Annotated in this window: 28 protein-coding genes; 15 read left to right on the forward strand and 13 right to left on the reverse strand. The window is 32.6% G+C overall.

Features of this window, described 5'->3' with window-relative positions; all coding sequences use genetic code 11:
- Positions 1-58: 58 nt before the first annotated feature.
- Positions 59-697 carry a peroxiredoxin gene (locus P2W65_RS25190; protein WP_091492334.1) on the reverse strand — a complete coding sequence of 213 codons (639 nt, stop codon included), beginning with the start codon at positions 695-697 and terminating at the stop codon, positions 59-61.
- A 112-nt stretch (positions 698-809) separates the two neighbouring features.
- A complete protein-coding gene (locus P2W65_RS25195; protein WP_289662544.1) occupies positions 810-1721 on the reverse strand; it encodes an AEC family transporter in 912 nt (303 codons plus the stop codon).
- Between the two features lie 117 nt (positions 1722-1838).
- Between P2W65_RS25195 and P2W65_RS25200 the strand changes: the two genes are divergently transcribed.
- The 3 genes from P2W65_RS25200 to meaB all read left to right on the forward strand — a co-directional run bounded on the left by P2W65_RS25200 (position 1839) and on the right by meaB (position 4307).
- Complete coding sequence (locus P2W65_RS25200) at positions 1839-2246, forward strand: RrF2 family transcriptional regulator (protein ID WP_109194644.1); 408 nt, start codon at positions 1839-1841, stop codon at positions 2244-2246.
- Positions 2247-2303: 57 nt separating this feature from the next.
- Complete coding sequence (locus tag P2W65_RS25205) at positions 2304-2945, forward strand: NAD(P)-dependent oxidoreductase (protein ID WP_289662545.1); 642 nt, start codon at positions 2304-2306, stop codon at positions 2943-2945.
- A gap of 270 nt (positions 2946-3215) precedes the next feature.
- Positions 3216-4307, forward strand: a complete 1092-nt coding sequence (gene meaB, locus P2W65_RS25210; RefSeq protein WP_289662547.1) for a methylmalonyl Co-A mutase-associated GTPase MeaB — start codon at positions 3216-3218, stop codon at positions 4305-4307.
- 91 nt (positions 4308-4398) lie between these two features.
- Here meaB and P2W65_RS25215 read toward each other — a convergent pair whose 3' ends face one another.
- From P2W65_RS25215 to P2W65_RS25225, 3 genes are read right to left on the reverse strand one after another with little or no spacing between them, the layout of a single operon-like run.
- Positions 4399-6333 carry an LTA synthase family protein gene (locus tag P2W65_RS25215; RefSeq protein WP_289662549.1) on the reverse strand — a complete coding sequence of 645 codons (1935 nt, stop codon included), beginning with the start codon at positions 6331-6333 and terminating at the stop codon, positions 4399-4401.
- A 60-nt stretch (positions 6334-6393) separates the two neighbouring features.
- A complete protein-coding gene (locus tag P2W65_RS25220; RefSeq protein ID WP_179002369.1) occupies positions 6394-6621 on the reverse strand; it encodes a DUF8828 family protein in 228 nt (75 codons plus the stop codon).
- A gap of 53 nt (positions 6622-6674) precedes the next feature.
- The gene (locus P2W65_RS25225; protein WP_289662551.1) at positions 6675-8060 is read right to left on the reverse strand and encodes an MATE family efflux transporter; all 1386 of its coding nucleotides are present in this window, start codon (positions 8058-8060) and stop codon (positions 6675-6677) included.
- A 190-nt stretch (positions 8061-8250) separates the two neighbouring features.
- Between P2W65_RS25225 and P2W65_RS25230 the strand changes: the two genes are divergently transcribed.
- Positions 8251-8772, forward strand: coding sequence for a hypothetical protein (locus P2W65_RS25230; RefSeq protein ID WP_289662553.1), 522 nt, complete (start codon positions 8251-8253; stop codon positions 8770-8772).
- Positions 8773-8948: 176 nt separating this feature from the next.
- On the opposite strand, the gene P2W65_RS25235 is transcribed toward P2W65_RS25230, so the two are convergent.
- Positions 8949-9827, reverse strand: coding sequence for a PPK2 family polyphosphate kinase (locus tag P2W65_RS25235; protein ID WP_289662555.1), 879 nt, complete (start codon positions 9825-9827; stop codon positions 8949-8951).
- Positions 9828-9905: 78 nt separating this feature from the next.
- Between P2W65_RS25235 and P2W65_RS25240 the strand changes: the two genes are divergently transcribed.
- From P2W65_RS25240 to P2W65_RS25285, 10 genes are all read left to right on the forward strand, one after another.
- Positions 9906-10709: a hypothetical protein gene (locus P2W65_RS25240; RefSeq protein WP_289662557.1), complete on the forward strand. Its 804-nt coding sequence runs from the start codon at positions 9906-9908 to the stop codon at positions 10707-10709.
- A gap of 26 nt (positions 10710-10735) precedes the next feature.
- A complete protein-coding gene (locus tag P2W65_RS25245) occupies positions 10736-11572 on the forward strand; it encodes a DUF6929 family protein (protein WP_289662558.1) in 837 nt (278 codons plus the stop codon).
- Positions 11573-11844: 272 nt separating this feature from the next.
- Complete coding sequence (locus tag P2W65_RS25250) at positions 11845-12345, forward strand: RNA polymerase sigma factor (RefSeq protein ID WP_091492245.1); 501 nt, start codon at positions 11845-11847, stop codon at positions 12343-12345.
- Positions 12346-12347: 2 nt separating this feature from the next.
- Positions 12348-13304: a hypothetical protein gene (locus tag P2W65_RS25255; RefSeq protein WP_289662559.1), complete on the forward strand. Its 957-nt coding sequence runs from the start codon at positions 12348-12350 to the stop codon at positions 13302-13304.
- A gap of 70 nt (positions 13305-13374) precedes the next feature.
- Complete coding sequence (locus P2W65_RS25260; RefSeq protein WP_289662560.1) at positions 13375-13716, forward strand: carboxypeptidase-like regulatory domain-containing protein; 342 nt, start codon at positions 13375-13377, stop codon at positions 13714-13716.
- Positions 13717-13771: 55 nt separating this feature from the next.
- Positions 13772-15940 carry a vWA domain-containing protein gene (locus tag P2W65_RS25265; protein WP_289662561.1) on the forward strand — a complete coding sequence of 723 codons (2169 nt, stop codon included), beginning with the start codon at positions 13772-13774 and terminating at the stop codon, positions 15938-15940.
- A 9-nt stretch (positions 15941-15949) separates the two neighbouring features.
- Entirely contained in the window at positions 15950-16312 is a 363-nt protein-coding gene (locus P2W65_RS25270) for a hypothetical protein (protein ID WP_289662562.1), read from the forward strand.
- A gap of 114 nt (positions 16313-16426) precedes the next feature.
- On the forward strand, positions 16427-17014 hold the full coding sequence (locus P2W65_RS25275; protein ID WP_289662564.1) for an LURP-one-related family protein: 588 nt from the start codon (positions 16427-16429) through the stop codon (positions 17012-17014).
- A gap of 115 nt (positions 17015-17129) precedes the next feature.
- Positions 17130-17846: a 3-ketoacyl-ACP reductase gene (locus tag P2W65_RS25280; protein ID WP_289662566.1), complete on the forward strand. Its 717-nt coding sequence runs from the start codon at positions 17130-17132 to the stop codon at positions 17844-17846.
- Between the two features lie 200 nt (positions 17847-18046).
- Positions 18047-18556, forward strand: coding sequence for a hypothetical protein (locus P2W65_RS25285; protein WP_289662567.1), 510 nt, complete (start codon positions 18047-18049; stop codon positions 18554-18556).
- A gap of 170 nt (positions 18557-18726) precedes the next feature.
- Here P2W65_RS25285 and mtaB read toward each other — a convergent pair whose 3' ends face one another.
- A complete protein-coding gene (gene mtaB, locus P2W65_RS25290) occupies positions 18727-20061 on the reverse strand; it encodes a tRNA (N(6)-L-threonylcarbamoyladenosine(37)-C(2))-methylthiotransferase MtaB (protein ID WP_289662568.1) in 1335 nt (444 codons plus the stop codon).
- A gap of 487 nt (positions 20062-20548) precedes the next feature.
- Between mtaB and P2W65_RS25295 the strand changes: the two genes are divergently transcribed.
- Positions 20549-21067 (forward strand): hypothetical protein, encoded by a 519-nt coding sequence (locus P2W65_RS25295; RefSeq protein ID WP_289662570.1) that lies wholly within the window; start codon positions 20549-20551, stop codon positions 21065-21067.
- Between the two features lie 68 nt (positions 21068-21135).
- Here the strand turns inward: P2W65_RS25295 and P2W65_RS25300 are convergent, their stop codons facing one another.
- The 6 genes from P2W65_RS25300 to P2W65_RS25325 all read right to left on the reverse strand — a co-directional run bounded on the left by P2W65_RS25300 (position 21136) and on the right by P2W65_RS25325 (position 25803).
- A complete protein-coding gene (locus P2W65_RS25300; RefSeq protein WP_289662571.1) occupies positions 21136-21666 on the reverse strand; it encodes a GNAT family N-acetyltransferase in 531 nt (176 codons plus the stop codon).
- A 5-nt stretch (positions 21667-21671) separates the two neighbouring features.
- Entirely contained in the window at positions 21672-22475 is an 804-nt protein-coding gene (locus tag P2W65_RS25305; RefSeq protein WP_289662572.1) for a Cof-type HAD-IIB family hydrolase, read from the reverse strand.
- Positions 22476-22570: 95 nt separating this feature from the next.
- Entirely contained in the window at positions 22571-22789 is a 219-nt protein-coding gene (locus tag P2W65_RS25310; protein ID WP_144218269.1) for a putative signal transducing protein, read from the reverse strand.
- 10 nt (positions 22790-22799) lie between these two features.
- Complete coding sequence (locus P2W65_RS25315; protein ID WP_289662574.1) at positions 22800-23615, reverse strand: alpha/beta hydrolase; 816 nt, start codon at positions 23613-23615, stop codon at positions 22800-22802.
- 66 nt (positions 23616-23681) lie between these two features.
- Entirely contained in the window at positions 23682-25118 is a 1437-nt protein-coding gene (locus P2W65_RS25320) for a ligand-binding sensor domain-containing protein (protein WP_289662576.1), read from the reverse strand.
- Positions 25119-25143: 25 nt separating this feature from the next.
- Positions 25144-25803, reverse strand: coding sequence for a DEAD/DEAH box helicase (locus tag P2W65_RS25325; RefSeq protein WP_179002387.1), 660 nt, complete (start codon positions 25801-25803; stop codon positions 25144-25146).
- Positions 25804-25846 lie beyond the last annotated feature (43 nt).

Genomic DNA, 25846 nt, shown 5'->3' on the forward strand with positions numbered 1-25846 from the left:
GAAAAAACTTAGTCCCGATAGCTATCGGGATAGCATCTCAGTATCTTAGAACCTCAAATTACTTATTTGGCTGTGGAGTCAATCGTAAATAAGGTTTTATTGGTGTATGTCCTTTTGGGAATTTTGCAGGAATATCACTGTCTGGAATTGCTGGTGCAATTACTACATCTTCGCCGTCTTTCCAGTTTGCTGGAGTGGCAACGCTGTAATTTGCAGTTAATTGTAAGCTGTCAATAACACGCAATAATTCGTCAAAATTTCTTCCTGTTGAAGCTGGATAAGTCAGCGTCAATTTAATTTTTTTATCTGGGCCAATCACAAAAACAGAACGCACTGTAAATTTGTCACTTGCATTTGGATGAAGCATATCGTATAAATTCGCTACTTTTTTATCTTCATCTGCAATAATTGGAAAATTAACTTCTGTATTTTGCGTTTCGTTAATGTCTTTAATCCACTCTTTATGCGAGTCTAAACCATCTACACTCAAAGCAATAACTTTTGTATTTCTTTTAGTAAATTCAGGAACATAATTCGCTACAGTTCCCAATTCAGTTGTACAAACAGGAGTAAAATCTGCTGGATGCGAAAATAAAACACCCCAAGAATCTCCTAACCATTCATGAAAATTGATTGGTCCCTGCGTGGTTTCTGCGCTGAAATCTGGAGCTATATCGCCTAATCTTAATGTTGACATAATATATCTTTTTTTAGTTCCTCTAAAATTAACTAAAAAATGCATGTAGAAAACATTGAAAAGGTAAAAAAAAGTTAAAATTCTACTTTCTCTATCTAATTAGTATTTTGAACTAAATAAAACTTAAGATAAAGTACCAAATTGCAAGAGTTATGAAAGAAATCGGGATTCCAAAACCAATCATCATACTGCTTAATTTTGGCTTTAAGCCATAAGTCGAAGCTAAAATTGCACCTGTGATCATGGGAGCCATTGCCGTTTCCATTAAAGTGATTTTTATAGCTTCCGAACGCTGATTAAAAATAAAAACATAGAGCACAAAAATCACAAATGGAACTAAAATCAGCTTGAAGAAAAGTCCCAGTCTTAAGAATTTCCAATGCTGGCTTTTCCGATCAAAAGTTAATTGTAAACCAACTGAAAGCAATGCTAACGGCGTTACTAAACTTCCAATTTTAAGTAAAATATCCTGAATATTTTCATGTAAATCATAATTTAAAACATTGAAAATACAAGCTAAAACAAACATCAAAAATGGAGGAAACGTGATGATCTTCTTGAAAATCCCCAAAAAATTTGGACTTCCTTTAGAATAAAAAGCAGCTGTAAAAACACCAAGTGTAGAAACCACTACAAAAGTTCCAGGCTGATCTACTAAAACTGCTGTTTCTAATCCTTTTTTCCCAAATAAAGCTTCAATGATTGGATAACCCAAAAAGGAACTATTACTTAATCCGGCAGTCAAAATCAGACATCCAATCAATTTATTTGACCAGCCTTTTCTTCTTCCTAAAATATGAAAAAACAGAAAAGCTAAAATATAAGTAATCCAGCCCGCTCCTATTGGAAACAGTAATTCATTACTCCATTTAATCTTCGGAATATGATAAAGTGTAATTGCAGGAAGACAGAAATAAATAACAATTTTATTTAATGTCTTATAGATATGAGTCGGAAATTGTTTTACTCTCTGTAAAACTAAACCCAATGAAAGGAAGAAGAATATTAATATAAAGTTGTTCATATTTGTAGCTCATCACAAAAATAAGTATTTAAAATTTGAGGTAAAGAATTAATTTTTAGTTAAATTAGTATTTTGTGTTACAAAAAAACATAAATTTGTAACATATTTTATTACAGTATGATTTCAGGTAAATTTGCCATAACGATTCACATTCTTACTTTGCTCCATAAATTCCCCAATGATTTTTTATCATCGGAGTTTATTGCGGGAAGTATTAATCTAAATCCTGTTTTGGTTCGAAAAGAAATTGCCAATTTAAAAGCACATCATATCGTAGAAAGTAAAGAAGGAAAAAATGGCGGTACAAAATTGGCAGTCAACGCTGCCGAACTGACTTTAAAACAAATATTCGAAATGACCTTTGAAAGCATTGGTTTAGGTTTTGCAAAGAATCAGCCAAATCCTGATTGTCCCGTTGGAAAAAACATTAATCAGCATTTGGAAGCTTTATACAGTGAAATGAATCAAAAAGTCAGTGCACAACTGGAAGGAATTTCATTGGAAGATTTTTCGAATCAATTTTAAAAATATTTTTTTAGCCAAAACTGTAACATTTTTTATTACTAAATAAATTTATATATTATGAAAATCGCAATTATCGGAGCTACTGGATTTGTTGGCTCAGCAATTTTAAACGAATTAGCAGACAGAAAACATGAAATTACTGCTATTGCAAGAACTCCAAAAGACACAGCAAACGCTACTTGGGCAGCTACAGATATTTTTAACGTTGACGCTTTGGCAGAAATCTTGAAAGGTCACGATGCTGTTGTTAACGCTTACAACCCAGGATGGACAAATCCAAACATTTATGATGACTTTTTAGCAGGTTCAAAAGCAATTCAGGAAGCGGTTAAAAAATCAGGTGTAAAACGTTTCATTACTATTGGCGGCGCTGGAAGTTTATTTGTAGCTCCAGATTTACAAGCGGTTGATACTCCAGATTTCCCTAAAGAAATTTATCCTGGTGCAAACGCTGCAAGACATTATTTAAATATCATTAAAGAGGAAAAAGACTTAGACTGGGCATTCTTTAGTCCTGCATTCGAAATGCACGCTGGAACTAAAACTGGAAGAACCGGAAAATACCGTTTAGGTTTAGAAAATCCTGTTTTCAATGAGGAGCAAAGAAGTATTTTATCTGTTGAAGATTTAGCGGTTGTTATTGCTGATGAAGTAGAAACTCCAAAACATCATCAGGTTCGCTTTACGGCGGGTTACTAATTTTTTTTAGCCACGAATTCACGAATTATTTTTTAATAGAATTCTATATTTCATTTTGACGAAAGTAAAAATTACACGAAATAATTATTTAATCAAAATTATCAATCGTTGACGAGCTACTTTTGTGTCATTCGGCTTCGATTAGATTAACAAAAAATGCAACAATAATTCGTGAATTCGTGGCAAATAAATTTATGCAGTTTCAAAGGAAGTTTTGTCTTTTGAAACTGTTTTTGTTTTCAGTACTTTTACATTTCTAAAAAGTGCATTTTGTCAAATTTGAATAAACAAGCTGGAAACATTTCTGAAAAACCTGGGATTTCACCTCCCGAAATCACCAATATATCGGCTATTAATCAAATTAAAAACAAACGTAGGCAACAGCCTTCTTCTGAAGAATTAATCAAAGGTATTCTGGAAGGAAACAGAACTTCTTTAAGCCGAGCGATCACTCTAATTGAAAGTACAAATCCAGATCATTTTGAAAAAGCCAGTGCTGTCGTTCAAGGCTGTTTACAACATGCCAATAAGTCCATTCGTATTGGAATTACAGGCGTTCCCGGCGTTGGAAAAAGTACTTTTATTGAAGCCTTTGGAAAACATCTCACACAACTGGGTAAAAAAGTAGCGGTTTTGGCGGTTGACCCAAGCAGTTCTCTTTCACATGGAAGTATTTTGGGCGATAAAACCCGAATGGAAGAATTGGTAAAAGACGAAAATGCTTTTATTAGACCAAGTGCTTCTGGAGAAACTCTAGGTGGTGTCGCACGCAAAACCAGAGAAACTATTATTCTTTGTGAAGCGGCAGGTTTTGATACTATTATTATTGAAACCGTTGGTGTTGGCCAAAGTGAAACCGCTGTTCATAGTATGGTTGATTTTTTTCTTCTGCTAAAAATCTCTGGTGCCGGCGATGAACTTCAAGGTATCAAACGAGGCATTATGGAAATGGCAGATGCTATTGTCATCAACAAAGCAGACGGAGACAATATTAAGAAAGCTAATCAAGCGAAAGTGGAGTTCAACCGAGCTTTACATTTATTTCCACCAAAAAAATCTAACTGGCAGCCAAAAGTAACCACTTGCAGTTCTATTACTAAAGAAGGTATTTCTGAAATCTGGAATACTATTTCGGATTATTTTGAAATAACCAAAGAAACGGGGTTCTTTCAAGAAAAAAGAAACGAACAGAATCATTTCTGGATGATGGAAACCATCAACGAACAATTGAAACAAAATTTCTACAATCAGCCTGAAATCATTTCACTTTTAGAAGAAAATAAAAAAGCAGTGCAAAACAATGAAATTTCATCTTTTGCAGCTGCTCAGGATTTGTTACAACTGTACTTTAAAAAACAGTAAAAACTTTTTTTACACCATATAAGTAATATAAGAAAATTCAAGATTTAACAATTGTTGTTTAAATGAACTAATATTACTTATATGGTAAAAATTATTTCTTTCTTAATTTGTATTTGCTTTCTTTATATAGGTTTCCTGCCGTAATTACATGCGCCAAAGCATCTTTTGCTAATTCTTCATTTAATTTCACTGGAATCAAAGTTGTATCATTTTTGATTTCAAACTGAAGTGGTTTCAAATTAGGCTGCATGATTACAACTTGATTTTCTACTCTAAAAGCATTAATATCATTAAACTGCATGATAGCTCTACCCTGCACTTTTGGATCTAATTTGCTCAAGTTTCTTCCTACCATTGGAGTTTCGAACGGAAGTCCTAAATAACTTAACAAAGTCGGTGGAATATCAATCTGACTTGCCAATTTATCGTAAACTGCATTTTTTGGAACTCCTGGCCCCATAATAAATGCTGGAATATGGAATTTATTAATTGGAACTAAGTTTTTACCGTATGTTCTGGTGTTATGATCTGCAATTACGATGAAAATAGTATTTTTAAAATAAGCTTCTTTTTTAGCCAATTCAAAGAATTTACCAATAGAAAAATCGGCATATTTCATCGCATTATTTACTGTAGCAGGCTTTTTGTCATAAGGTTTGATTCTTCCAGTAGGATATTCAAACGGTTCGTGATTTGAAGTTGAGAACATCAAAGAGAAAAATGGTTTATCTCCTTTTGACTTGAAATATTGATTGGCTTTGGTTACCAAATCTTCATCAGAATAACCCCAAGTTCCTTTGAAAGCATATTTATTCCCATCAGAATCAAAATCTTCTTGATCTACAATATCGCTGAAACCATTTCCATTAAAAAATGAAGCCATATTATCAAAATTCGCCATTCCGCCGTAAATGAAACTGGTCTCGTAACCTTTTTGTTTTAGCGCTTCCGCTAAAGTAAAAAAGCCTTGCTGTGAGTTACCTAATTTGACAACACTTTCTGATGGTGAAGGTAAAAACCCTGTTACAACCGCTTCGATTCCACGGACGCTTCTGGTTCCTGTGCAGTATAAATTGGTAAATAAAGTTCCTTCTTTGGACAATTTATCAAATTCAGGAGTTAATGGTTTTCCGCCTAAAATTCCAACATATTCTGCACCTAAACTTTCTTGTAGAAAAATAACCAAATTATAAGGCTTCTTCATCACAGAATCTGGCTGTTGTACATGTAAAAACGGAATTGCAGCATCTGTGAAATCACTTGGCCCAGCAATCATGTATTTTTTTACACGGGCAGTTGCTTCAGCCTCATCCATTTTACCGTACATTTTAGTGTTTCCTTCATTTTTAATCGAATAAGCTGCAAATGCAACTGTGTAAAATGAATTTAACCCTAAAGTATTGGTCAATTGATCTGTAGAAAAAACAGCATTACTAGCATTAATTGGACGTTTTGAAGTTAGACTAGAACGTGCTCCAAAAAACAATAAAAAAGCTACTAATGGAAATAGCATTAATTTAAACTTATAATCTGTACTGACAGTATAAAAAAACTTTTTCCCTTTTTTGAAAGCAAAATAAAGCACCACTCCTAAAATAAGGAATGTCACAATTATTGAAGTCAGATAACTTTTTAAAAGCATTCCAACAACTTCTTTTGGATAGATCAGATAATCTAAGAAAATCTTATTCGGACGCGTATCGTATTGTTTTACAAAATCCGGCGAAGCTAATTCTACAAATAGAATTAAAAACAGAAATAAGAAACTGTAAATTACTAAAAACTTATTCGTGAATTTCAGCCATTTATTAGGCAAAAAAGTAATTAATAAAGCTGGAAGAAACGATAAATAACAAAGTAATATCAAATCCATTCGGAGACCGATTGGAAAAATATACCAGAAATCGGGAGTCTGCTCTACTCTTTCTTTAAATATAAAAAATAAAAAAAGGCGACTTAAAGTGGTAATCAACAAACCGATTAAAATAAAATTGAAAATCGGTTTTAAAAAACTTAATTTTTTCATTGGAAACAAAATAAGAACGTAAAAAATAAACTTAAAAGTAAAGACGCAAAAGAGGCATCTTTACTCTTCGTAACGATTTACTTCGCGATCATAAAACTCATTCGCTTTTTCAATTAAACTTTCCATTTCGGCATTTAATTCGGCTTCATCAAGATCTTCAGGTTCTTCTAAAAACTCAACCTCATCGTCTTTCAAATTGATAATAAATCTTGGATAATCAAGGTGGATGATAAAAATATCATCTGGGAAGTCAGTATTGTCTCCAAGTAAAAATTTAGGTAATTCCATATTTATTTTTTTTATTAATGGTTATTTTTTTGAATCTAAAATTCTATTCAAAATTAGTCATTTGAAATTGAATTTGTAATCAATTTCTTAGTCAGATAATTAAAGCGTAAATACAACATCACAGCTGCAGCGGTTAAACCTGCCAAAAGTCCAATCCAAACTCCTTGCGCTTTCAATTCAGTATGTTCTCCCAAATAATACGAAATCGGAAAACCAATCACCCAATACGCCACAAAGGTAATATACATTGGAATTTTAACATCTTGTAATCCTCTTAGCGCTCCTAAAACTACAACCTGAATTCCGTCTGAAATCTGAAAAACAGCAGCTATCAATAATAATTTAGAAGCAATTGCAATTACCTCTGTATTATCGGTCAGTTGAATCGTATTTTCCATATTCAAGAAAATATGAGGCAAAACAGTATGAAAAGCAATGAACACCAAAGCAAAGAAAACTTCTAACACAATAGCCAGCAGGAAAATAGATCTCGCTACAACAAGTAGTTTTTTATAATCCATCAAACCTCTTTGATTACTCACACGAATCATCGAAGTTACGCTTAATCCCATTGCAAACATAAAAGTAAGGGAAGCCAAACTCAACGCTATTTGATTTGCCGCCTGACTTGTTTTTCCAATATTCCCGCAAAGCCAGATCGAAGCTGTAAACAAAACCACTTCAAACAACATTTGCATGGCCGATGGAAATCCAATGCTTATAATTTTCTTTATAGTTGCTTTTTTAATTTCATTAAAACTAAAACCTTTGAAAAAACGCTTTAAATCTTCTCTTCGCGAAAGCATAATGTGCATAAACATGACCAAAAAGATTCTCGAAATTACAGTACCCAATGCTGCACCGATAATTCCCATTTTTGGAAAAATCCACATTCCGTAAATCAAAACATAGTTGATTCCAACGTGCAAAACATTGGCCATTACCATGGCATACATTGAATATTTGGTCAATGACATTCCGTCTGCAAACTGCTTATAACCTTGATACATTACTAAAGGAATCAATGAAAAAGCCACCCATCCTAAATATGGTTTTGCCAAAACAATAACATCTTCTGGTTGTTTTAGCAATTCCATTATGGGTTTCGCGCACATTATTACACTAAAAAGAATCAAGCCAAGAATGGTACATAAAAACAAACCGTGATGAAATGCAGAACGAATTTTAGTATCATTTTTCTCTGCATCTCCTTCTGCTACAATTGGTGTAATAGCAGTAGAGAAACCAATACCAAGCGACATGGCAATAAAAATCATGCTGTTACCAAGAGAAACAGCCGCTAATTCTGTACTCCCAATTTTGCCCACCATAATATTATCGACAATACCAATTAAAGTATGTCCAACCATCCCTAAAATAACAGGATAAGCCAGTCTTAAATTATACGAAAACTCTTTTGTGTACTGCTTTAAATTCACTTGTAATCAATTTTAGTCGGCAAAGATAATCAGAAGCTTCGAATTCTATCCTATTAATAAAATTATATCCCAATTTTAAGCAAAAAATAAGGCGAACTCAATATTATATAAAGATTTTTAAAAATTGTATAACAATCTCCAAATACCTCCGTTTTACTTTTACATTATTAATAATTCTAAAATATAAGCCATGAAAAAATTACAGATTATTTGCCTAGCTGCTTTTGCTTTTTTATTCTCTAACACAACATTCGCTCAAGAAACAGAAGCAACAAATTACGATCAAGGATTTAGATTAGGTTTTGGAGTAAATGGAGGTCTTCCAACCGATGGCGATTACGATTGGGCACTTGGTGGAGATGTACGTTTACAATATGATCTTTCTAAAAAAACATCATTAACGTTAACAACAGGATTTACTAATTTATTTAATGGCAAAAAAGACGCCGCAGGAAATGACATTAAAGATCTTGGATTTATTCCAGCCAAAGCAGGTTTTAAAGCTTTTGTTTTAAAAGATCAGTTTTATGTTTTAGGAGAAGTTGGTGCTGGTTTTGCAGTAACTAACGGTTACAACAACACTACTTTTTTATGGGCGCCAGGAATTGGATACGCCAATAAATTCATCGATTTAAGTGTTCGTTACGAAGATTACAAAGATTTTAGAACCAATCAAGTAGCACTGCGTGTTGCTTATGGTTTTAAACTATAAAAAATAGGTTTAATTTATTATTTTGTTTTTGGTAAAAATCCGACAGCTCGCATAGTCTGTCGGATTTTTTATTTTATAAAGTTTAGTTTTCAAAACAAAATTAAACCCGACTGATTTTAGAAACCTGTCGGATTGTAAGAATTATCAAATTGACTCATTTTCTAATTAAACTCAACTTATTTTTCACCGAGTTCTTTTTTATATAGCTCAATATTCAGTTTCGTTTTTTCATCCAATTTCGGTTCTTTAATATCGGTATGTTTTTTCATTTCTTCCCAGATAATTTTGGCTACAATATAACGCGACATTTCTTTGTCATCTGCAGGAACAATGTACCATGGAGCATGTTTAGTAGAAGTCTTATTAATCGCCTCTTCGTAATACTCCATATATTGATCCCAATAACCACGTTCTTTTAAATCGCCCGGCGAAAACTTCCAATTGTGTTTTTCTTCTTCCAAACGTCTAAGCAAGCGCTGGCGCTGTTCTTCTTTACTCAAATGCAAAAAGAACTTCATCACAATTGTTCCGTTTTGAGCAATATGTTTCTCAAAATTATTGATCTGCTTGATTCGTTCTTCCCAAAATTCATCCGTAATATCATCTACAGAATTGATATCCGGTAAATTCTCAGACAAAATATATTCAGGATGCACTCGTGTTACCAAAACATTCTCGTAATGTGTTCTGTTAAAAATCGCAAACTTTCCTTTTTCTGGCAAAGCAATATAATGGCGCCACAAATAATCGTGTTCCAATTCACTCGAATTTGGTGTTTTAAAACTATGCACCACAACCCCACGCGGATTAAACTCTTTAAAAACTTCCCGAATCAAACTATCTTTTCCCGAAGTGTCCATTCCCTGAAGACAAATTAAAACCGCATATTTGTTGTGCGCATACATGACATCCTGCAAATCGCTCAATTTCGCCTGAACCTTATCGAGTTTTTCTTCTTTTTCATCATCATCGGCATCAACTTTTAATAAAGTTGGAAGTTTGCTTAACTTGATTTTATCTGTAACTTTAAAATCTTTCGGGTCTATTGATTTCATATTTTCGAATTTTGTATCATAAATATAGTAATTTTACGAAGCAAATTCCTGCTATTCATTGCAATACTTTTCAATAAATTGCTTTTTTCCAAAGCCATAACAAGAGCTTCCGTTGGTCGCTTTGTTCTGTCAGGAAAAAATGCCATTTCTTTTCAAAGTATTTCCATTACTATCAGGGCTAGGCAGTTATTTTCAAAAGAAATTTTCTATTATTTAAAATTCATAATGACAAAAAGAATACTGTTTTTATTTTTCTTCTTTTTTAATCTTCTGGGAAATGCACAAAACAATTCCGAAATTAAATTTAATGTCGAAGATTTAGTTTCTAATTATGTAAAAAAACTTCAATCTCGAAAAATAGATACTATTTGTGTTTATGAAAGTTATTGCGTAGGAGGAGTCAAAATTCGTTATTTAAGTCCATCTGAAGCAGAGGATTTTTGTATGGAGGATTTTCCAAATAATCCAGTTTACATTTTTTGGATTGAGAAAGGGAGAAAAAAATTAACAAAGATAAGTATATGTGCTAAATACAATGAGACTGTGGATGATGACAATATTTTTTGGCATATGTATTTTCCAAACAAAGACATTATTGAAAAAGATGAAATTAAACAGTTTGCATATAAAGAATCTCAAAATCAAATTTATCATTTGATGATAGATCATTCTTGCCAACAAAATTTAAAAATATCAATAGGCAATCAAATAATCGAAAAACGTTTTGATAGTTTCAATTTAGAGAAGGAAGACAACGGTAAAATAAACATTAACTACGATCACAATATCAACTTAAAAAGTAAGCGAGTAATAGACATCCTTGAAAAGACAATTTCAGAAGCAGAAAAAAACAATATATTTAAAAAGATAAAGTCAAGATAATTTAAAGACTTTCAAAACAACATTTCATGGAAAAATTCACATTAGAAATATTATTTCAAATTATCGGAATCGGTTCAGCATCCGGATTATTTTTTAATAACGATGCACTTTATGTAATTGGCGACAACAGCGGATTCTTATACGAATACAATATGCAAAATCATCAATTGAGTCAACATGCTTTAATTGACAATCCGACGCAAAATATCCCAAAAAACCTAAAACCCGATTTTGAATCATTAACACATCATAACGACACGCTTTATGTTTTTGGTTCCGGTTCAACTGAAAACCGAAACAAAATGATTGAGTTTGATTTGAAGTCTAAAACGGTTTTAAAGAAAAATAACTTAGTCGATTTATATGCTCTAATGCAAAGTTTCGGCGAAATTAAACCTGAAGATTTCAATTTAGAAGGGGCAATTTTCGACGGAGAAAATTGGTATTTATTCAATCGTGGAAACGGAGTTTCCAACAAAAACACCATTTTTACGATTCATGCCAAAAAGCTGGACGAAGAATTTGCTTTAATTGCGGTTAATTATAAACTTCCAAAAATAAAAGGCATTCGTTCCAGTTTTACTGATGCCATTTTGGTTGAAGATAAAATCTATTTTCTTTCTACTGTAGAAGACACGAAATCAACTTACGATGATGGTGAAATTCTGGGAAGTTTCATTGGCCGAATCGATGCTAAAACCATGAAAATCGATTTTACTCAAAAAATCACTTCAACCAATAAATTTGAAGGTTTGACTTTCTATAAAAAAGAAAATAATAAAATTGAGTTTTTACTTTGTGAAGATAACGACACAGAACTTTTAGAAACTAAAATTTATAAATTGACATTGCCGATTAAATAAAACATTTGTGAACCTCTATGAAAAATTATTCCACAAAGATTCGCAGAGATTTTCACAGAGAAACACAAAATTTTTCGATTACAACATCCAACTTAGAGACGCACTGCCGTGCGTCTCTACAATAGAAAACCTTTGTAACTTTGTTTCTTTGCAACTTTGAACCTTTAAAAAAAACTTTTTTTTAACCCGTCCCAACCTTTTCATCTTTTTATGTCTCTATATAAAAAAGAACAATTGTGATAAACGAGACTCAAATAGCAAACTGTAAAAAAATGCACCGCGATGCCCAGCGTCAGGTGTACGAATACATGGCGCCAAAGTTGTACCGCCTTTGCAAACGATATTTAAAAAAGGAAGAAGAAATTGAAGAAGCCCTTGCCGATTCTTTCTTTACGATTTTTACCAAACTGGATCAGTTAAAAGAAGCTTATGCATTTGAAGCCTGGGCAAGAAGAATAACTGTAAACCATTGTTTAGCAACGATTCGAAAAGAAACTAACTTCAACATGTATTTAGACGATGTGAAAATGCTTTCGCAGCCTTCTGTTGACGAACTGAATACACTAGAAGAAGAAGATTTACTTAATTTATTAAACCATATTCCTGACGGCTGTAAAACTGTGTTCAACCTTTTTGTTATTGAAGGTTATGCTCACAAAGAAATAGCCGAAATGCTGAAGATCTCCGAAGGCACCTCGAAATCACAATTGAATGCCGCTAAGACCAAACTGAAAGAACTGGTTAATAAACTGTATTATCAAAAAGCAAAATAGTCATGGACAATCAAGATAAATTATTCGATAAAATAAAACAAGCTTCGCAAAATGCCGAGTTTAAAGACTTTCCAGGAATGGAAAAAGTCTGGTCGCGCGTAGAAGACAAACTGGACAAAAAGGAAGATAAAAAGACAATTGTATTGTGGAAAAAAATTGCTGTTGTGGCTTCTCTTCTTTTATTAATCTCTTTGGGTTCACAATTTTTACATACCAATAAAGAGGATATAAACGAAACTCCAAAAGTTGTAGTTAACGAAAAAGTTAACATTGAAAACCCTGCTGCAGAAAAAAATGAAACAGTTGTCTCTTCAGATACACCATTAGTTCCAAAAGAAGAAGTGGCTAAAATTCTAGACCAGCAGATCAAACAGCAGGAAAAAGTAGCAGTGCATGAAACTCAAGCTATTCCAAAAGCAATTGCTCCTCCGCCAGTTGTAACTGAAAGAGCCAATTATGACGCTATAATAGTTGCTTCATCGCCAATACGTGCAGAAGAAGACAGTAATACAGATTCTGAAAAAGAAGTAACTTCTGAAATGGGGTATTTTAAAAATCCGCAAAGGGAATCTGCTAAAGCTGCTTTTGTTGATAAAAGTACTTCACGAGCTAAAAAAAGCACGCCTTTAGTAGTCCTTAACGGAAATGCAATGGCGCATAGCAATGATGCCAAAAAAGACAAAATGATGCAAAGTGAACTTCCGAATCTAAATCCAGAAAATGTCGATTCATTAGTAGTTTTGGAAGAACCATTATACATCATTGACGGAGTTTATTATTCTGAAAATGATTTATTTGGCAAAAATCCAACAAGTCCTTATGCACCTTTAGACAAACAAGACATTAAAACCATAACCATTTTGCAAGACCTTGAAGCCACTGAAAAATATGGCGAAAAAGGTAAAAAAGGAGTTGTCATTATCACCACAAAAACAGGAAAACCAGCTCCGAAAAAATAATCTCATGCTTTGTCAAAGTCTGTAGCTTTAACAAAGCAAAACCCAAACATTAACTCTAAAACTTATTATCATGAAAAATCTAAAACTTATTTCATCAGCCATTGCTATGCTAATATATTTCGCAGGCATGGCACAAGAAAGAACGGTTACTGGAATTATTTCAGATAAGAATGGAGCCCTTCCTGGAGTTAATGTATCAATTAAAGAAAATAAAAGATCAACACTAACCGATTTTGATGGCAAGTATGCTATAAAAGTTAAAAAAAGGGATACTCTTATTTTTAGCTTCAAAGGTTTAAAAACCGAAACAATGATATTAAAAGAAAAAAACATTATCAATTTAATAATGGTGGATTCTTTAGAAATAAAAGACCTAACTCCTTTCCTCTGTTATCCTCGAAGAAGGCAATGATTTTCACAATCTAGACCATTAAAAATCAAAACATTAATTCTTAAAACTTATTATCATGAAAAGTCTAAAACTTATTTCATCAGCCATTGCTATGCTTATATGTTTTGTAAGCATGGCGCAAGAAAGAACGATTACTGGAATCATTTCAGACAAATCCCAACAGTTGCTTCCGGGCGTAAACATTTTGAATCAGAATTCAAAAGTAAACGCCACAAGTGATTTCGATGGAAAATACAGCATTAAAGCTAAAACAGGAGACATGTTAGTTTTCAGTTTTATTGGATTTGAAACGCAAAGCCAAAAAGTTCAAAATTCAAATACAATTAATATACGATTAAATGAATACAACCAAACATTAAGCGAAGTTGTTGTAGTTGGCTACGGCACGAATAGTTCGGAATATGAAGACCGTAGTTATGCGCGTGCCGAAAGAAAAAAAGAAAAAAGAGATCTTTCTCAAGCAATACAAGGAAAAGTCGCTGGAGTTCAGGTTCAAAATAGTGTTGGATATGTTGCTGCTCCAAAACAAAGTTTTAAAATGCCAAGAGAATCTCCTTCCCTACCTCCAAAAAATGAACCTTTATATATTATTGATGGAGTTCCTGCAAAAGCCAATCAAATGGCAAAAATTAATCCGAATGATATTGATAATGTTTCGGTTTTAAAAGATCAAGCGGCGACTTCGATTTATGGAAGTAAAGCTTCAAATGGCGTTGTTGTTATTTCTACTAAAAATAACCTTTATAAAAACCTTTCAGAAAAGGAATTAGATCAAAAATTAAACATTGTTCCAATTCCTGCTGAACCATCTCAAGAAGATTATGACTCTTTTGTAGAAAATGCTTTTGAAAGTCCAAAAACAGCACCGCTTTCTACTTTTTCTATTGATGTTGATAATGCTTCTTATACGAATATCAGACGTTTTTTAAATAATGGACAGCAAGTTCCAAAAGATGCCGTTCGTGTAGAAGAAATGGTTAATTTTTTCAAATACACTTATCCACAGCCAAAAAACGAACATCCCTTTTCGATCAATACAGAAGTGAGCGATTCGCCTTGGAATGCAAATAATAAAATCCTAAAAATTGGTTTGCAGGGAAAAAATATTCCTACTGATGATTTACCTGCTTCAAATCTTGTTTTTCTGATTGATGTTTCGGGATCAATGAGCGACATGAACAAATTGCCTTTACTAAAACAATCTTTAAAAATATTGGTTAACGAATTACGTCCAAAAGATAAAGTGGCCATTGTAGTTTATGCGGGTGCTGCAGGAATGGTTTTGCCACCAACTTCTGGTGACGAGAAAAAAACAATTATCGACGCTTTAGATAAATTACAATCTGGAGGAAGCACGGCTGGAGGAGCTGGAATTGAACTGGCTTACAAAACGGCGACAGAAAATTTTATTAAAGGAGGAAACAATCGTGTAATTCTAGCAACTGACGGCGATTTTAACGTAGGAAGCTCTTCTAATACTGACATGGAAAAGCTAATCGAAGAGAAAAGAAAAACAGGCGTTTTCTTAACTTGTTTAGGTTATGGAATGGGCAATTACAAAGACAGTAAAATGGAAATTCTGGCCGATAAAGGAAATGGAAATTACGCGTACATCGACAACATTCAGGAAGCGAATCGTTTTTTAGGAAAAGAATTTAAAGGTTCAATGTTTGCTATCGCGAAAGATGTAAAAATCCAGATTGAATTCAACCCCAAACAAGTGCAATCGTATCGTTTGATTGGTTATGAAAATAGAAAACTGCGTCCAGAAGACTTTAAAAATGATGCCATTGATGCTGGAGAATTAGGAAGTAATCATACCGTAACGGCTTTGTATGAAATTATCCCTGCTGGTGTAAAAAGCGATTATTTAACAGCACAAACAGATGATTTAAAATACACTAAAACGGAAACCAATTCTAGTAATTACAGCAATGAATTGGCAACAGTAAAATTCCGTTACAAAAAACCTGATGGCGAAAAAAGCATCGAAATGGTTCAGGTAATCGAGAATAAATCAATTGCTTTGAATAAGGCGAGTGATGATATGAAATTTAGTACTGCGGTAGCTTGGTTCGGATTGAAATTAAGAGATTCAAAATTAATTGCTGACAAATCATCAGAAGAAATTGCAAAACTGGCAAAACAAGGAAATTCAAATGATGGCGAAGGTTACAAAGCGGAGTTTATTCGTTTGGTGGAAGGTGCAAAACAATTTAATTAATTACTGACAATGAAAACTATAAACCTTCTTTTATTCTTTTTTCTGTTTAGTTATGTGGCAAAGGCGCAAGATAAATCTGCTTCTAAACCAACAAAAGACACGATTCGTGAGACAAAGATTTCATCTATTACAGAACCTAAGCCTGTTCAACCTACTAAAATCATAATATGTGCTCCTTCTAAATCTGAGCTTATGCAAATTGTATACGTTTTAGACGGAAAGATTATTGACAAAGTAGAATTTAGTAAAATCAATCCCAAAACTATTGAATCTGTAAAGGCGTTAAAGATGAACGAAGCAAAATCAATTTATGGAGAACGAGGAGCAAACGGAGCAATTATTCTGACCAGTAAAAAAATAAACCAAAAATAATTTCTATTCTACAATAGGTGTTTAATATTCTTAGTCCAAATCGTAAATTACAATAATTAATAAATATTGTATTACATTTGGGCTTTTTTCAAAATATTAATTTTTTATACTCGTATGAACCCTATTTTAAGCCAAAATCTATTTTTAGTAAAAGAACATGTCGGAATGTTTAAAGCTGCTAACAACTACGACATTTACGATCCGCAGACAAATCAAATTATTATGAACTGCCGTGAAAACAATCTTGGTTTCTTTACCAAAGTATTGCGTTTTACAGATTATAAAAGAGCTACTCCATTTAATATTGAAATCACAACAGCATCTGGCGAAAAGATAATTACTGTAAGAAGAGGCGTTGCCATCTTTAGATCGACAGTGGAAGTCCTTGACGAAAAAGATCGTTTGATTGGAACTTTCAAACAAAAATTCTTTTCTATAGGAGGAAAATTTGAAATCTTAGATAAAAATGAAAGACCTGTTGCTACTTTACAAGGAAAATGGACAGGATGGGATTTTAAATTCTCTCATGAAAACAAACAATTGGCTCAAGTAAATAAAAAATGGGCGGGATTAGGAAAAGAGTTTTTTACAAGTGCTGATAATTACGTTCTTCAAATTGAAGAGAATGTAGCTGCTGACAGTCCATTGAGACAATTGATTTTAGGAGCTGTCATGTGCATTGACATGGTTCTGAAAGAATAACGAAAAGTTGTTAAACTTAGATTAAGAAAATATTTTAAAGCATTATTTTAGTTTGCAAAAGCTTATTTTTGTAAGACTTAAAATGATGCTTTCTGCATTTCAAAAAATTACCATCATGACCGACTTAAAAAATAAAAATGCATTAATTACTGGTGCTGGAAAAGGAATTGGAAAAGCTGTTGCCATTGCTTTGGCAAAAGAAGGTGTAAACCTTATTTTAGTTTCTAGAACCAAAAGTGATATTGACCAATTGGCAGAAGAAACTTCAAAACTAGGCGTAAAAACTTTGGCTCTTTCTGCTGATGTTTCTGATATTAATTCTATCAATTCGGCCGTTGAAAAAGCAATCGCCGAATTTAAAAGTATTGACATTCTAATCAACAGCGCTGGAATTGCTTCTTTTGGAAAATTCTTAGAATTAGAACCGGAAGCCTGGGAAAGAATTATCCAAGTAAACTTAATGGGAACGTATTACACCACTCGCGCCGTTATTCCAAATATGATCGAAAGACAAACTGGAGATATTATTAATATTTCTTCAACTGCAGGTTTAAACGGAAACGCTTTAACAAGTGCTTACAGCGCTTCTAAATTTGCAGTTTTAGGTTTAACCGATTCTTTAATGCAGGAAATGAGAAAACACAATATTCGTGTTACAGCTTTAACGCCAAGTACTGTTGCGACAGACATGGCAAAAGACTTAAACCTTACTGACGGAAACCCAGAAAAAGTAATGCAGTCTGAAGACATGGCCGATTTAATTATCGCTCAGTTAAAATTAAACCGAAGAGTATTTATCAAAAATAGCAGTATTTGGTCTACTAATCCTTAAAAAATTCCAATTTTGAAATTCCAAATTCCAATTGCAATTGAATTCTGGATTTTAAAATATTAAAGTCTTCAAAAAAATTCTGACCAACTTTGTCAAAGTTTAAAACTTTGACAAAGTTCTAACCAATCCTAAGCTTAAAATTTAAATTTCAACCGCAATTGGAATTTGGAATTTAAGTATTGGAATTTAAAAAAAATACGATGGAACAATATTTAAGACAATTAGTCGAAATAGAATTTCAGGATAAGAAACAAATCTATAGCGGGTTTTTAATTGATTATTCTGACGATTGGATTTTGCTTCGAAATAACCCGGTAGATTTTATTTTGGATGGTTTTGTTATTTTAAGAAATAAAAATATTGAAGCAATTTACCGAGATGAAGGACATATTTTTACAGAAAAAGTTATTCGTTTAAAAGGAATAAACATCAATACAGAAGATATTGTACCTATTCAGGATTTAAACTCGATTTTGAACTTTCTTGATCGAAAGTACACTATTTTTCAGCTTGCAAAAAAATCTTCTAAAGCAGTTTATTTAGGAAAATTAATTTCTCTTACTGAAGAAGAATTGCTAATTGATTTCTTGGAAACAAGAGGCAAATTTGGAGGGGAATTAGGTTTTAATCCAGAAAAAATTCGAGTTATTGAATTTGATACTGATTATATTAATTCTTTGAAATTGGTGGTTTCTGAGGATCAGAAATAGATTTTTCATGTAATAAAAAAAAAAACTCATAGTTTTTCTTTAAAACTATGAGGTTTTTGTCATTTCGACCGAAGGGAGAAATCGCACTAGAAAATCGACAAAGATTGGCGATTATGCATGTGGAATTTCTCCCTTAGGTCGAAATGACAATACTTAGAGTATATTTATTTTTAAGCTTCGGCCAATTTATTCAAAAACTCTAAACGAACACTTCCGTCTTCGTCAATTTTTGTTAAATTGATTTCCTGCAGAGTATTGACCAATTCTGGATTCCAAGGTGTTTTTACTTTTACGTAGTTTTCAGTAAAACCGTGGATGTATCCTTCTTTATTTTCACCTTCAAAAAGAACCGTTCTGTTTGTTCCTAATTGGCTTTCGTAAAAAGCACGACGTTTTTTTACTGATAAACCGCGAAGCATTTTACTGCGTTTTGCCCTTACATTTGAAGGAACAACACCTTCCATATTCGCCGCTTCTGTATTATCTCTTTCTGAATACGTAAAAACGTGTAAATACGAAATATCCAAATCATTTAAGAAATGATAGGTTTCTAAGAAATGCTCATCTGTTTCTCCAGGAAAACCAACAATTACATCGACACCAATACAGGCGTGAGGCATTACTTCACGAATTTTATTGACACGATCAATATACACTTCACGTAAATAACGACGTTTCATCAACTTCAAAATATCATTACTTCCTGATTGCAACGGAATATGAAAGTGCGGTACAAAAGTGCGGCTTTTAGAAACAAATTCTATTGTTTCGTTTTTCAATAAATTGGGTTCGATTGAAGAAATTCTTAAACGTTCAATTCCTTCTACTTTATCCAATGCCTGAACTAAATCTAAAAAAGTATGTTCGTGTTTTTTATTTCCGAATTCGCCTTTTCCATAATCTCCAATATTTACACCGGTTAAAACAATTTCACGGATATTCTGCGCTGAGATTTCTTTGGCATTTTTCAATACATTTTCTAAAGCATCACTTCTAGAAATTCCTCTTGCTAATGGAATGGTACAATAGGTACATTTGTAATCACAACCATCCTGCACTTTTAAAAATGCTCTGGTACGATCTCCGATAGAATAACTTCCTACATAGAAATCGGCTTCAGCAATTTCGCAGGAATGAACTTCACCCATATCGTTCTTGCTCAAATCATGGATATAGTCTGTGATTTTGAATTTTTCTGTAGCTCCCAAAACCAAGTCTACTCCATCAACTGATGCGAGTTCTTCTGGTTTTAATTGTGCATAACAACCAACAGCGGCAACAAAAGCTTTTTCATTCAGCTTCATTGCTTTTTTGACAACCTGTTTAAATTGTTTATCGGCATTTTCTGTTACAGAGCAGGTATTAATGACATAAATATCTGCAACATCTTCAAAATCGACGCGGTCAAAACCTTCGTCATTAAAACTTCTGGCAATTGTAGAGGTTTCTGAAAAATTCAGTTTACAACCCAGCGTGTAAAAGGCTACTTTTTTTCTATTTTCCATAATTTGTCTTAAATTAATGAAATCGTTGTCAAAAAATTTAAGGCTGCAAATTTACAAACAATATTCATTAAAAGAAAGCGATTAATTTACTTCGAATCAATAATTTGCGTCTAATGTTAATTTAGAAACATTCCAAAAACGTTTAACATATTCTTTTTTTTTCTAAAACAGAACTTTTCAGAACTCTATTTTTAACGATTCAATAAGAATAAAATGACAAAATAATCGATTAAATGCAAATTTTATCGATTAAGTACATTTTTTAGCGTTATAAATTCAAAATTTCTTACATTTACTTTTGTTATAATTCTTGGGTAAATTAAATTGCGATTTAAGAATTTTAACACGCTTAAATTAATTTAATAATAATTCAGGCATAACAATTTTGAATTTTAACCGTTATGTTGTTGTTTTGTGTTACAAAATGAAATGGGAAAGCCGAAAACCAAAGAGAGTAGGCAACAATTATAATAACAAATACCACTTTATGAAAGCATTTTTACCCACAATCTGCTTGATGTTCTTAACCATTTTTAGTTCGCAAGCGCAGACTAATGCTCCTGCAGCAAATCCATTCCCTACTATCAGTACATTAACAACTTGGGCTAGCTTCAATTCGCAGCAGCAATTTGATGTCGCTATTCGTGCAGTTGGTTTTAAATTTGAAGTTAAAGAACCAGGAGAAGGCTCTACAGCTTATACTTATATTCGTAAAGTAACTGTAAATGATGTTAACTATACAGACAGAATCGTTTATAGAATTACTAACAATAACTCTGCAAGTATTATTTCATTAGTAACTGCTTCTACAGATTTAGTGAGTTTGTATACTCCACAGTTGGCTTCATTTAAAAACAATAACTGCAAAACAGAAATGTCTAAAGACAAAAACACTACTTGCAGCTGTTACGAAAGCGCAAACTTTGCGGTTGATCTTTGCGACGAACGTGTAAAATTAACTATGGGTGACGGAAACAAATACTTCGTTTCTGTAGCTAAAAAATAATAATAACTCTGAATTGTTTCCAAATCTTTACTGACTTTGTAAGTATGTAAAGATTTGGAATGCATTTCTCAGTTTGAGTTTGGATTTTTGAGTTCGTACCAAACTTCTATTTCTCCTTCATATTCGAAAGAATTCACAAAATGGAAACCTAGTTTTTCTAAAATTTTTCTAGAATTCTCATTTCCTGCATCGGCGTAAGCATAAAGTTTTTCTACTTTCATTTCGTTAAAAGCATAAGCAACAAAAGCTTTTCCTGCTTCAGAAGCATATCCTTTTCCCCAATGTTTTTCAATAAAACGATATCCTAACTCGTAAAAGTTTTTATGATTATTGATTTCGTTTGTAATATATTTTATTCCAGACCAGCCAATAAATTCATTATTTTCTTTTAAAACTACAGCCCAGCGACCAGTTCCAAAATCGGCATATTGTTTCTGAATGTTCTCAATCATATCAATACTCTCCTGAATATTCTTTACGGGATTGTTTCCAACAAAAAGATGTACATTAGGATTCGAATCCAATTCGAACATGCCGCCTGCATCAGAAAGCATTAATTCTCTTAAAATCAAACGTTCGGTTTCTATTGGATTCTTCATTTTTTCTAATTTAAAATATAACGTTGTACTACCTCAGCAACACCATCATTATTATTTGAAGCTACAATTAAATCGGCTTTATCACGCAGTTCAGGCGTTACGTTGTCCACCCAAACTCCCAAACCAGCATATTCAATCATAGTTAAGTCATTTCCAGCATTTCCTACAGCAATAATTTCACTTTGAAGAATTCCCAGCTTATCAGCCAAATATTTCAAACTTGCTGCTTTATCAATTCCCTGCTGTGCTGCTTCTAAGAAAAAAGGTTTCGACATCGAAACACTTAAATGTGGCATCGCTTCTATTAAATCATTTTCGACTGTTTTTAAATAGGAAGGTTTTTCAAGTAAAATACATTTTACCGCAGGTCGGTCTACATACTCTTTAAAGCTTGTCACTTTACGATGTGTCATTCCTGTAATTTCTTTTTCGACTTCAATGTATTCAGAATCTGTCTCACTTATAATTTCATCATTTAAATAAGTGATAATATCCGTTTTCATTTTAACGCTGTAATCGTATAAAGCATGAATTTGCTCTACAGTAAGCTTTTGTTCAAACAAAACCAAATCGTCTTTTACACGGCTTATTATAGCGCCATTAAACGAGATAATATACGAATCGTTTAAATCTAATTCCAATTCCTTAGCATAAGCCGTCATAGCAATTGTAGGTCGGCCAGAAGCCAAAACCACATACACTCCTTTTGCCTGTGCTTCCAGGATAACTTTTTTGTTTAAGGCTGAAATTCTATGATCGTCTGTCAACAAGGTATCATCCATGTCGAGCACTAACATTTTGTATTGCATATTTTTTTAGTTTCCAGTATTCAGTATTTAGTATTCAGTCGTAGTTTCGAATTACAGCATAAAACTGTGACTAAATGCTGAACACTGAATACTATTTAAAGACTCATTCTAAATTCTTCAATAACCGGATTCGCTTTTGCAAAATCAGTTTCTTGAATAAAAACCTCAACAGCCAAATCTGTTTGTCCAAAACCTCCTAAACGAGCCGATTGAATATTATCTTTTTTTACGGTTTCTACACCCGCTTCTTCTAATCTTTCTTGTAAAGCAATTGCTAATATTTCACTGCCCGAAAACACCTTCATTAATCCCATGATATTTATTTTATTCTAATATTATTTTTAATTGTTTTTGAAAATCTTCATTTTCGTTTACACCAATATGCTCCTGACTTTTCAATGGATAAAAATAAGCATTTGATTTTAAAAGCTTTTTCAATCTAATCGAATTTTCACAAGGAATTAACTGATCATCCGTTCCATGAAAAATATAAATTGGCGTTTTGATTTTAGGCAGATATTCATTGGTCTCTAAACTAAATTTCTTCATGAAATCAGGAAAGAGTGGCACTCTTGAACTTGATAATTCTAAAAAATTATAATACGGAGCTTGAAGAATCAGTGCTTTTGCTTTATTTTCGGAGGCTAATTTTGCAGCGAAACCCGAGCCTATGGAATATCCTGCAATTATAATTTTATCTTCAGAATATCTTTTTAGAATAGATTTATATACGATAGCTATATCTTTCGTTAATTGTTCTTCATTTTCAATTTCGCCTTCACTTTTTCCGAAACTTCTGTAGTCTAAAATAAAAATATCATAACCCAGTGATGTATAAATTTTAGCTATTTTACCCCAAGTTTCTAATGTTCCAGCATTTCCATGAAGATAAAAAACTAAGCCTTTTGAATTTTCAGTTTTGAATAACAATCCATTCAAAACAGCTCCATCAAATGATTTGATATTGATTTCTTCAAATTTATTCTGATAATCAAACTTATAATCTTTTGGCAATCTTGATGCATGAAAAACTAAACCGACTTGATTGAAATAAACATAAGAAATTATTAAAAGATAAATAAGAATAAAAAAGCATAACAGTACAATTATTAAAAATTTAAATGTTTTTAAAATTTCCATTTTTTACTTTATCGTTTTATAATTATTGTCTTCATTTTATAAAAAAATAAAAGCATTAAAATCCAGTTATTCTGTTTTTACCACTCCTGCATAAGTTGCAACCCAAATTGAACCATTTCTGTCTTTTGTAATCTTCTCACAATGAATGCTAGGAACATTTGAATTTTGATTTGTATAGGTTTCCCATTTTTTTGTCTTCAAATCATAATTTAAAATACCAACTCCATTTAGCGTTAACCATAACACTTGTTCAGTTTCGTCTAGATAAAAATCGTTGATGGCATTCTCTCTAAACATTTTAGCATTAGGATGAACAATTCTTGTCCAATTTCCAGCCGTATCCAACTTATAAATTCCTGCCTCATCTGATTTGTCGTTACTCAAATCAAACCAGAGATTTTCTCCTTTATCTTCGTAAACTTTAGATATAAATGCTTTTGACAAGGGCGATTTTTTATCATCAAGCAATTTTGTAATGCCCTTTTCGATTATAACATTGCCTTCAAATGTGCCAATCCAGATTCTATCTTTTTTATCAACATACACTCCAAGCGTTTTATCAGATGGTAAATTTGAATTTTGTTTCGTAAAATTCGACCATTTATTACCATCAAACTTTGCCACACCTCTCCAAGACGTAAACCAAATATTGTTTTTATAATCCACAAAAAGTTTTCTAGCCCAGCTAATTGGTGAATTTATGGAATCATATTTTGTCCAGTTTTTATTATCGTATTTGTAAACATTCCATCCAATGGCAAACCATTTATTATTCTCTTGATCAACTTCCAAATCTCTAACCGACTCTGTTTGATTTTTGTTGTATGCTTTAGGATTAATATTCGTGTTTTGCGAATTAAAATGCTGCCATTTTTCCTTTTCAATTTTAACGATTCCATTATCAGTTCCAATCCAAATATTATTATCTAAGTCATTAGCAATTGCTCTAGTCATGTCCCAAGGCAGCTCGGAATTATCTTGTTTAAATAGCCGCCATTTCTTAGATAGTTTCTCTTCATCAGTACCTTTGATTTCAGGCATTCCAACAGATTTCATATTTCCTTGATTTTTGAAATCAAACACCCTTCTCCTAACAGAAAAACTTCCACCTTCGAATTCAAAAATAAAAGATACCGAACTATTGCGCGGTTTATTTTTAGAAATGGCTGGCTCCCAAAAAGAAGTTGTATTAATTACTTTTTCCAAGTTCAGCTTTTTTGAAGCCACATTTGTTTTATTCAATGCACTTATCAAACAAGGCTTACCATTTTCATCAATTAAAATCTGAGTCTCAATAACTCCTTTAATTTCTGCCAGTCTTTTTTTATCAAAACTATTATTTACTTCCTCCACAAACGTTTTTGGAGGCATTGCAAGAATGTCTCCACAATCAAGGCAAAAAGATACTAAGTGACAATTTAGATATTTTTCAGGATATAGATTTTGAGAATAAACGAAACTATAAAAAAAAATAAATAAAGCAATTAAAGGTGTTTTTTTCATTAATTTCCTAATATGAATTTAAGATTTATTCTTCTTCAATATCGTCTTCTTCTTCATCAAGCTCCTCTCCATCCTCATCCATATCAAATAAATAAGGCTCAACTAACATCTTATCTGCCAAAATTTCGATACGTTCAGTTAAGGTTTCTGTAAAGATCAAACGCTGTGTTTTGGCAATACTACCAGAAATACGCATAATTTTTGTTTCGTGGCGCAGTCTCAAAATAGGATCTGCATCATCCAAAATAAGCATTTTTAAGCGGTTGACGTTATAACCCGCCGTGCTAAACATATCGTTTAATTTGGTTGGCGTTCCAATCAAAACATCTATTCCTGTAGAAACATAGTTTTTATCGTAATCCATGTCTCCTTTTTCGTTTACACCATAAACTTCCAAGTTGGTGTATTTTCCATACTTTTCAAAAAGCGCTACCATTTCCAAAACCTTCGCTTTGTCTTCAACAAAAATCAACGCACGAGGCGACTCTTCTGTTTTACCCGCCAATTGCTGAATCACATTTAAAACAATCGTAGTTGTTTTTCCACTTCCTTTTGGCGAAACAATTACACAGTCGGCTCCACTTTTTATGGTCGAGAAAGTTTCCATCTGCAAAGCATTGGCTTCAGTCAAACCATTTTCGATTAATCCGTCTTGTAATTTTTCGTTTATTTTTTTTAGTTTCATGCTTAATTTTAGATTTATGATTTTAGATTTCAGATTGAAAACT

The organism is Flavobacterium panacagri (assembly GCF_030378165.1).
In the GTDB taxonomy this organism is placed as follows: domain Bacteria; phylum Bacteroidota; class Bacteroidia; order Flavobacteriales; family Flavobacteriaceae; genus Flavobacterium; species Flavobacterium panacagri.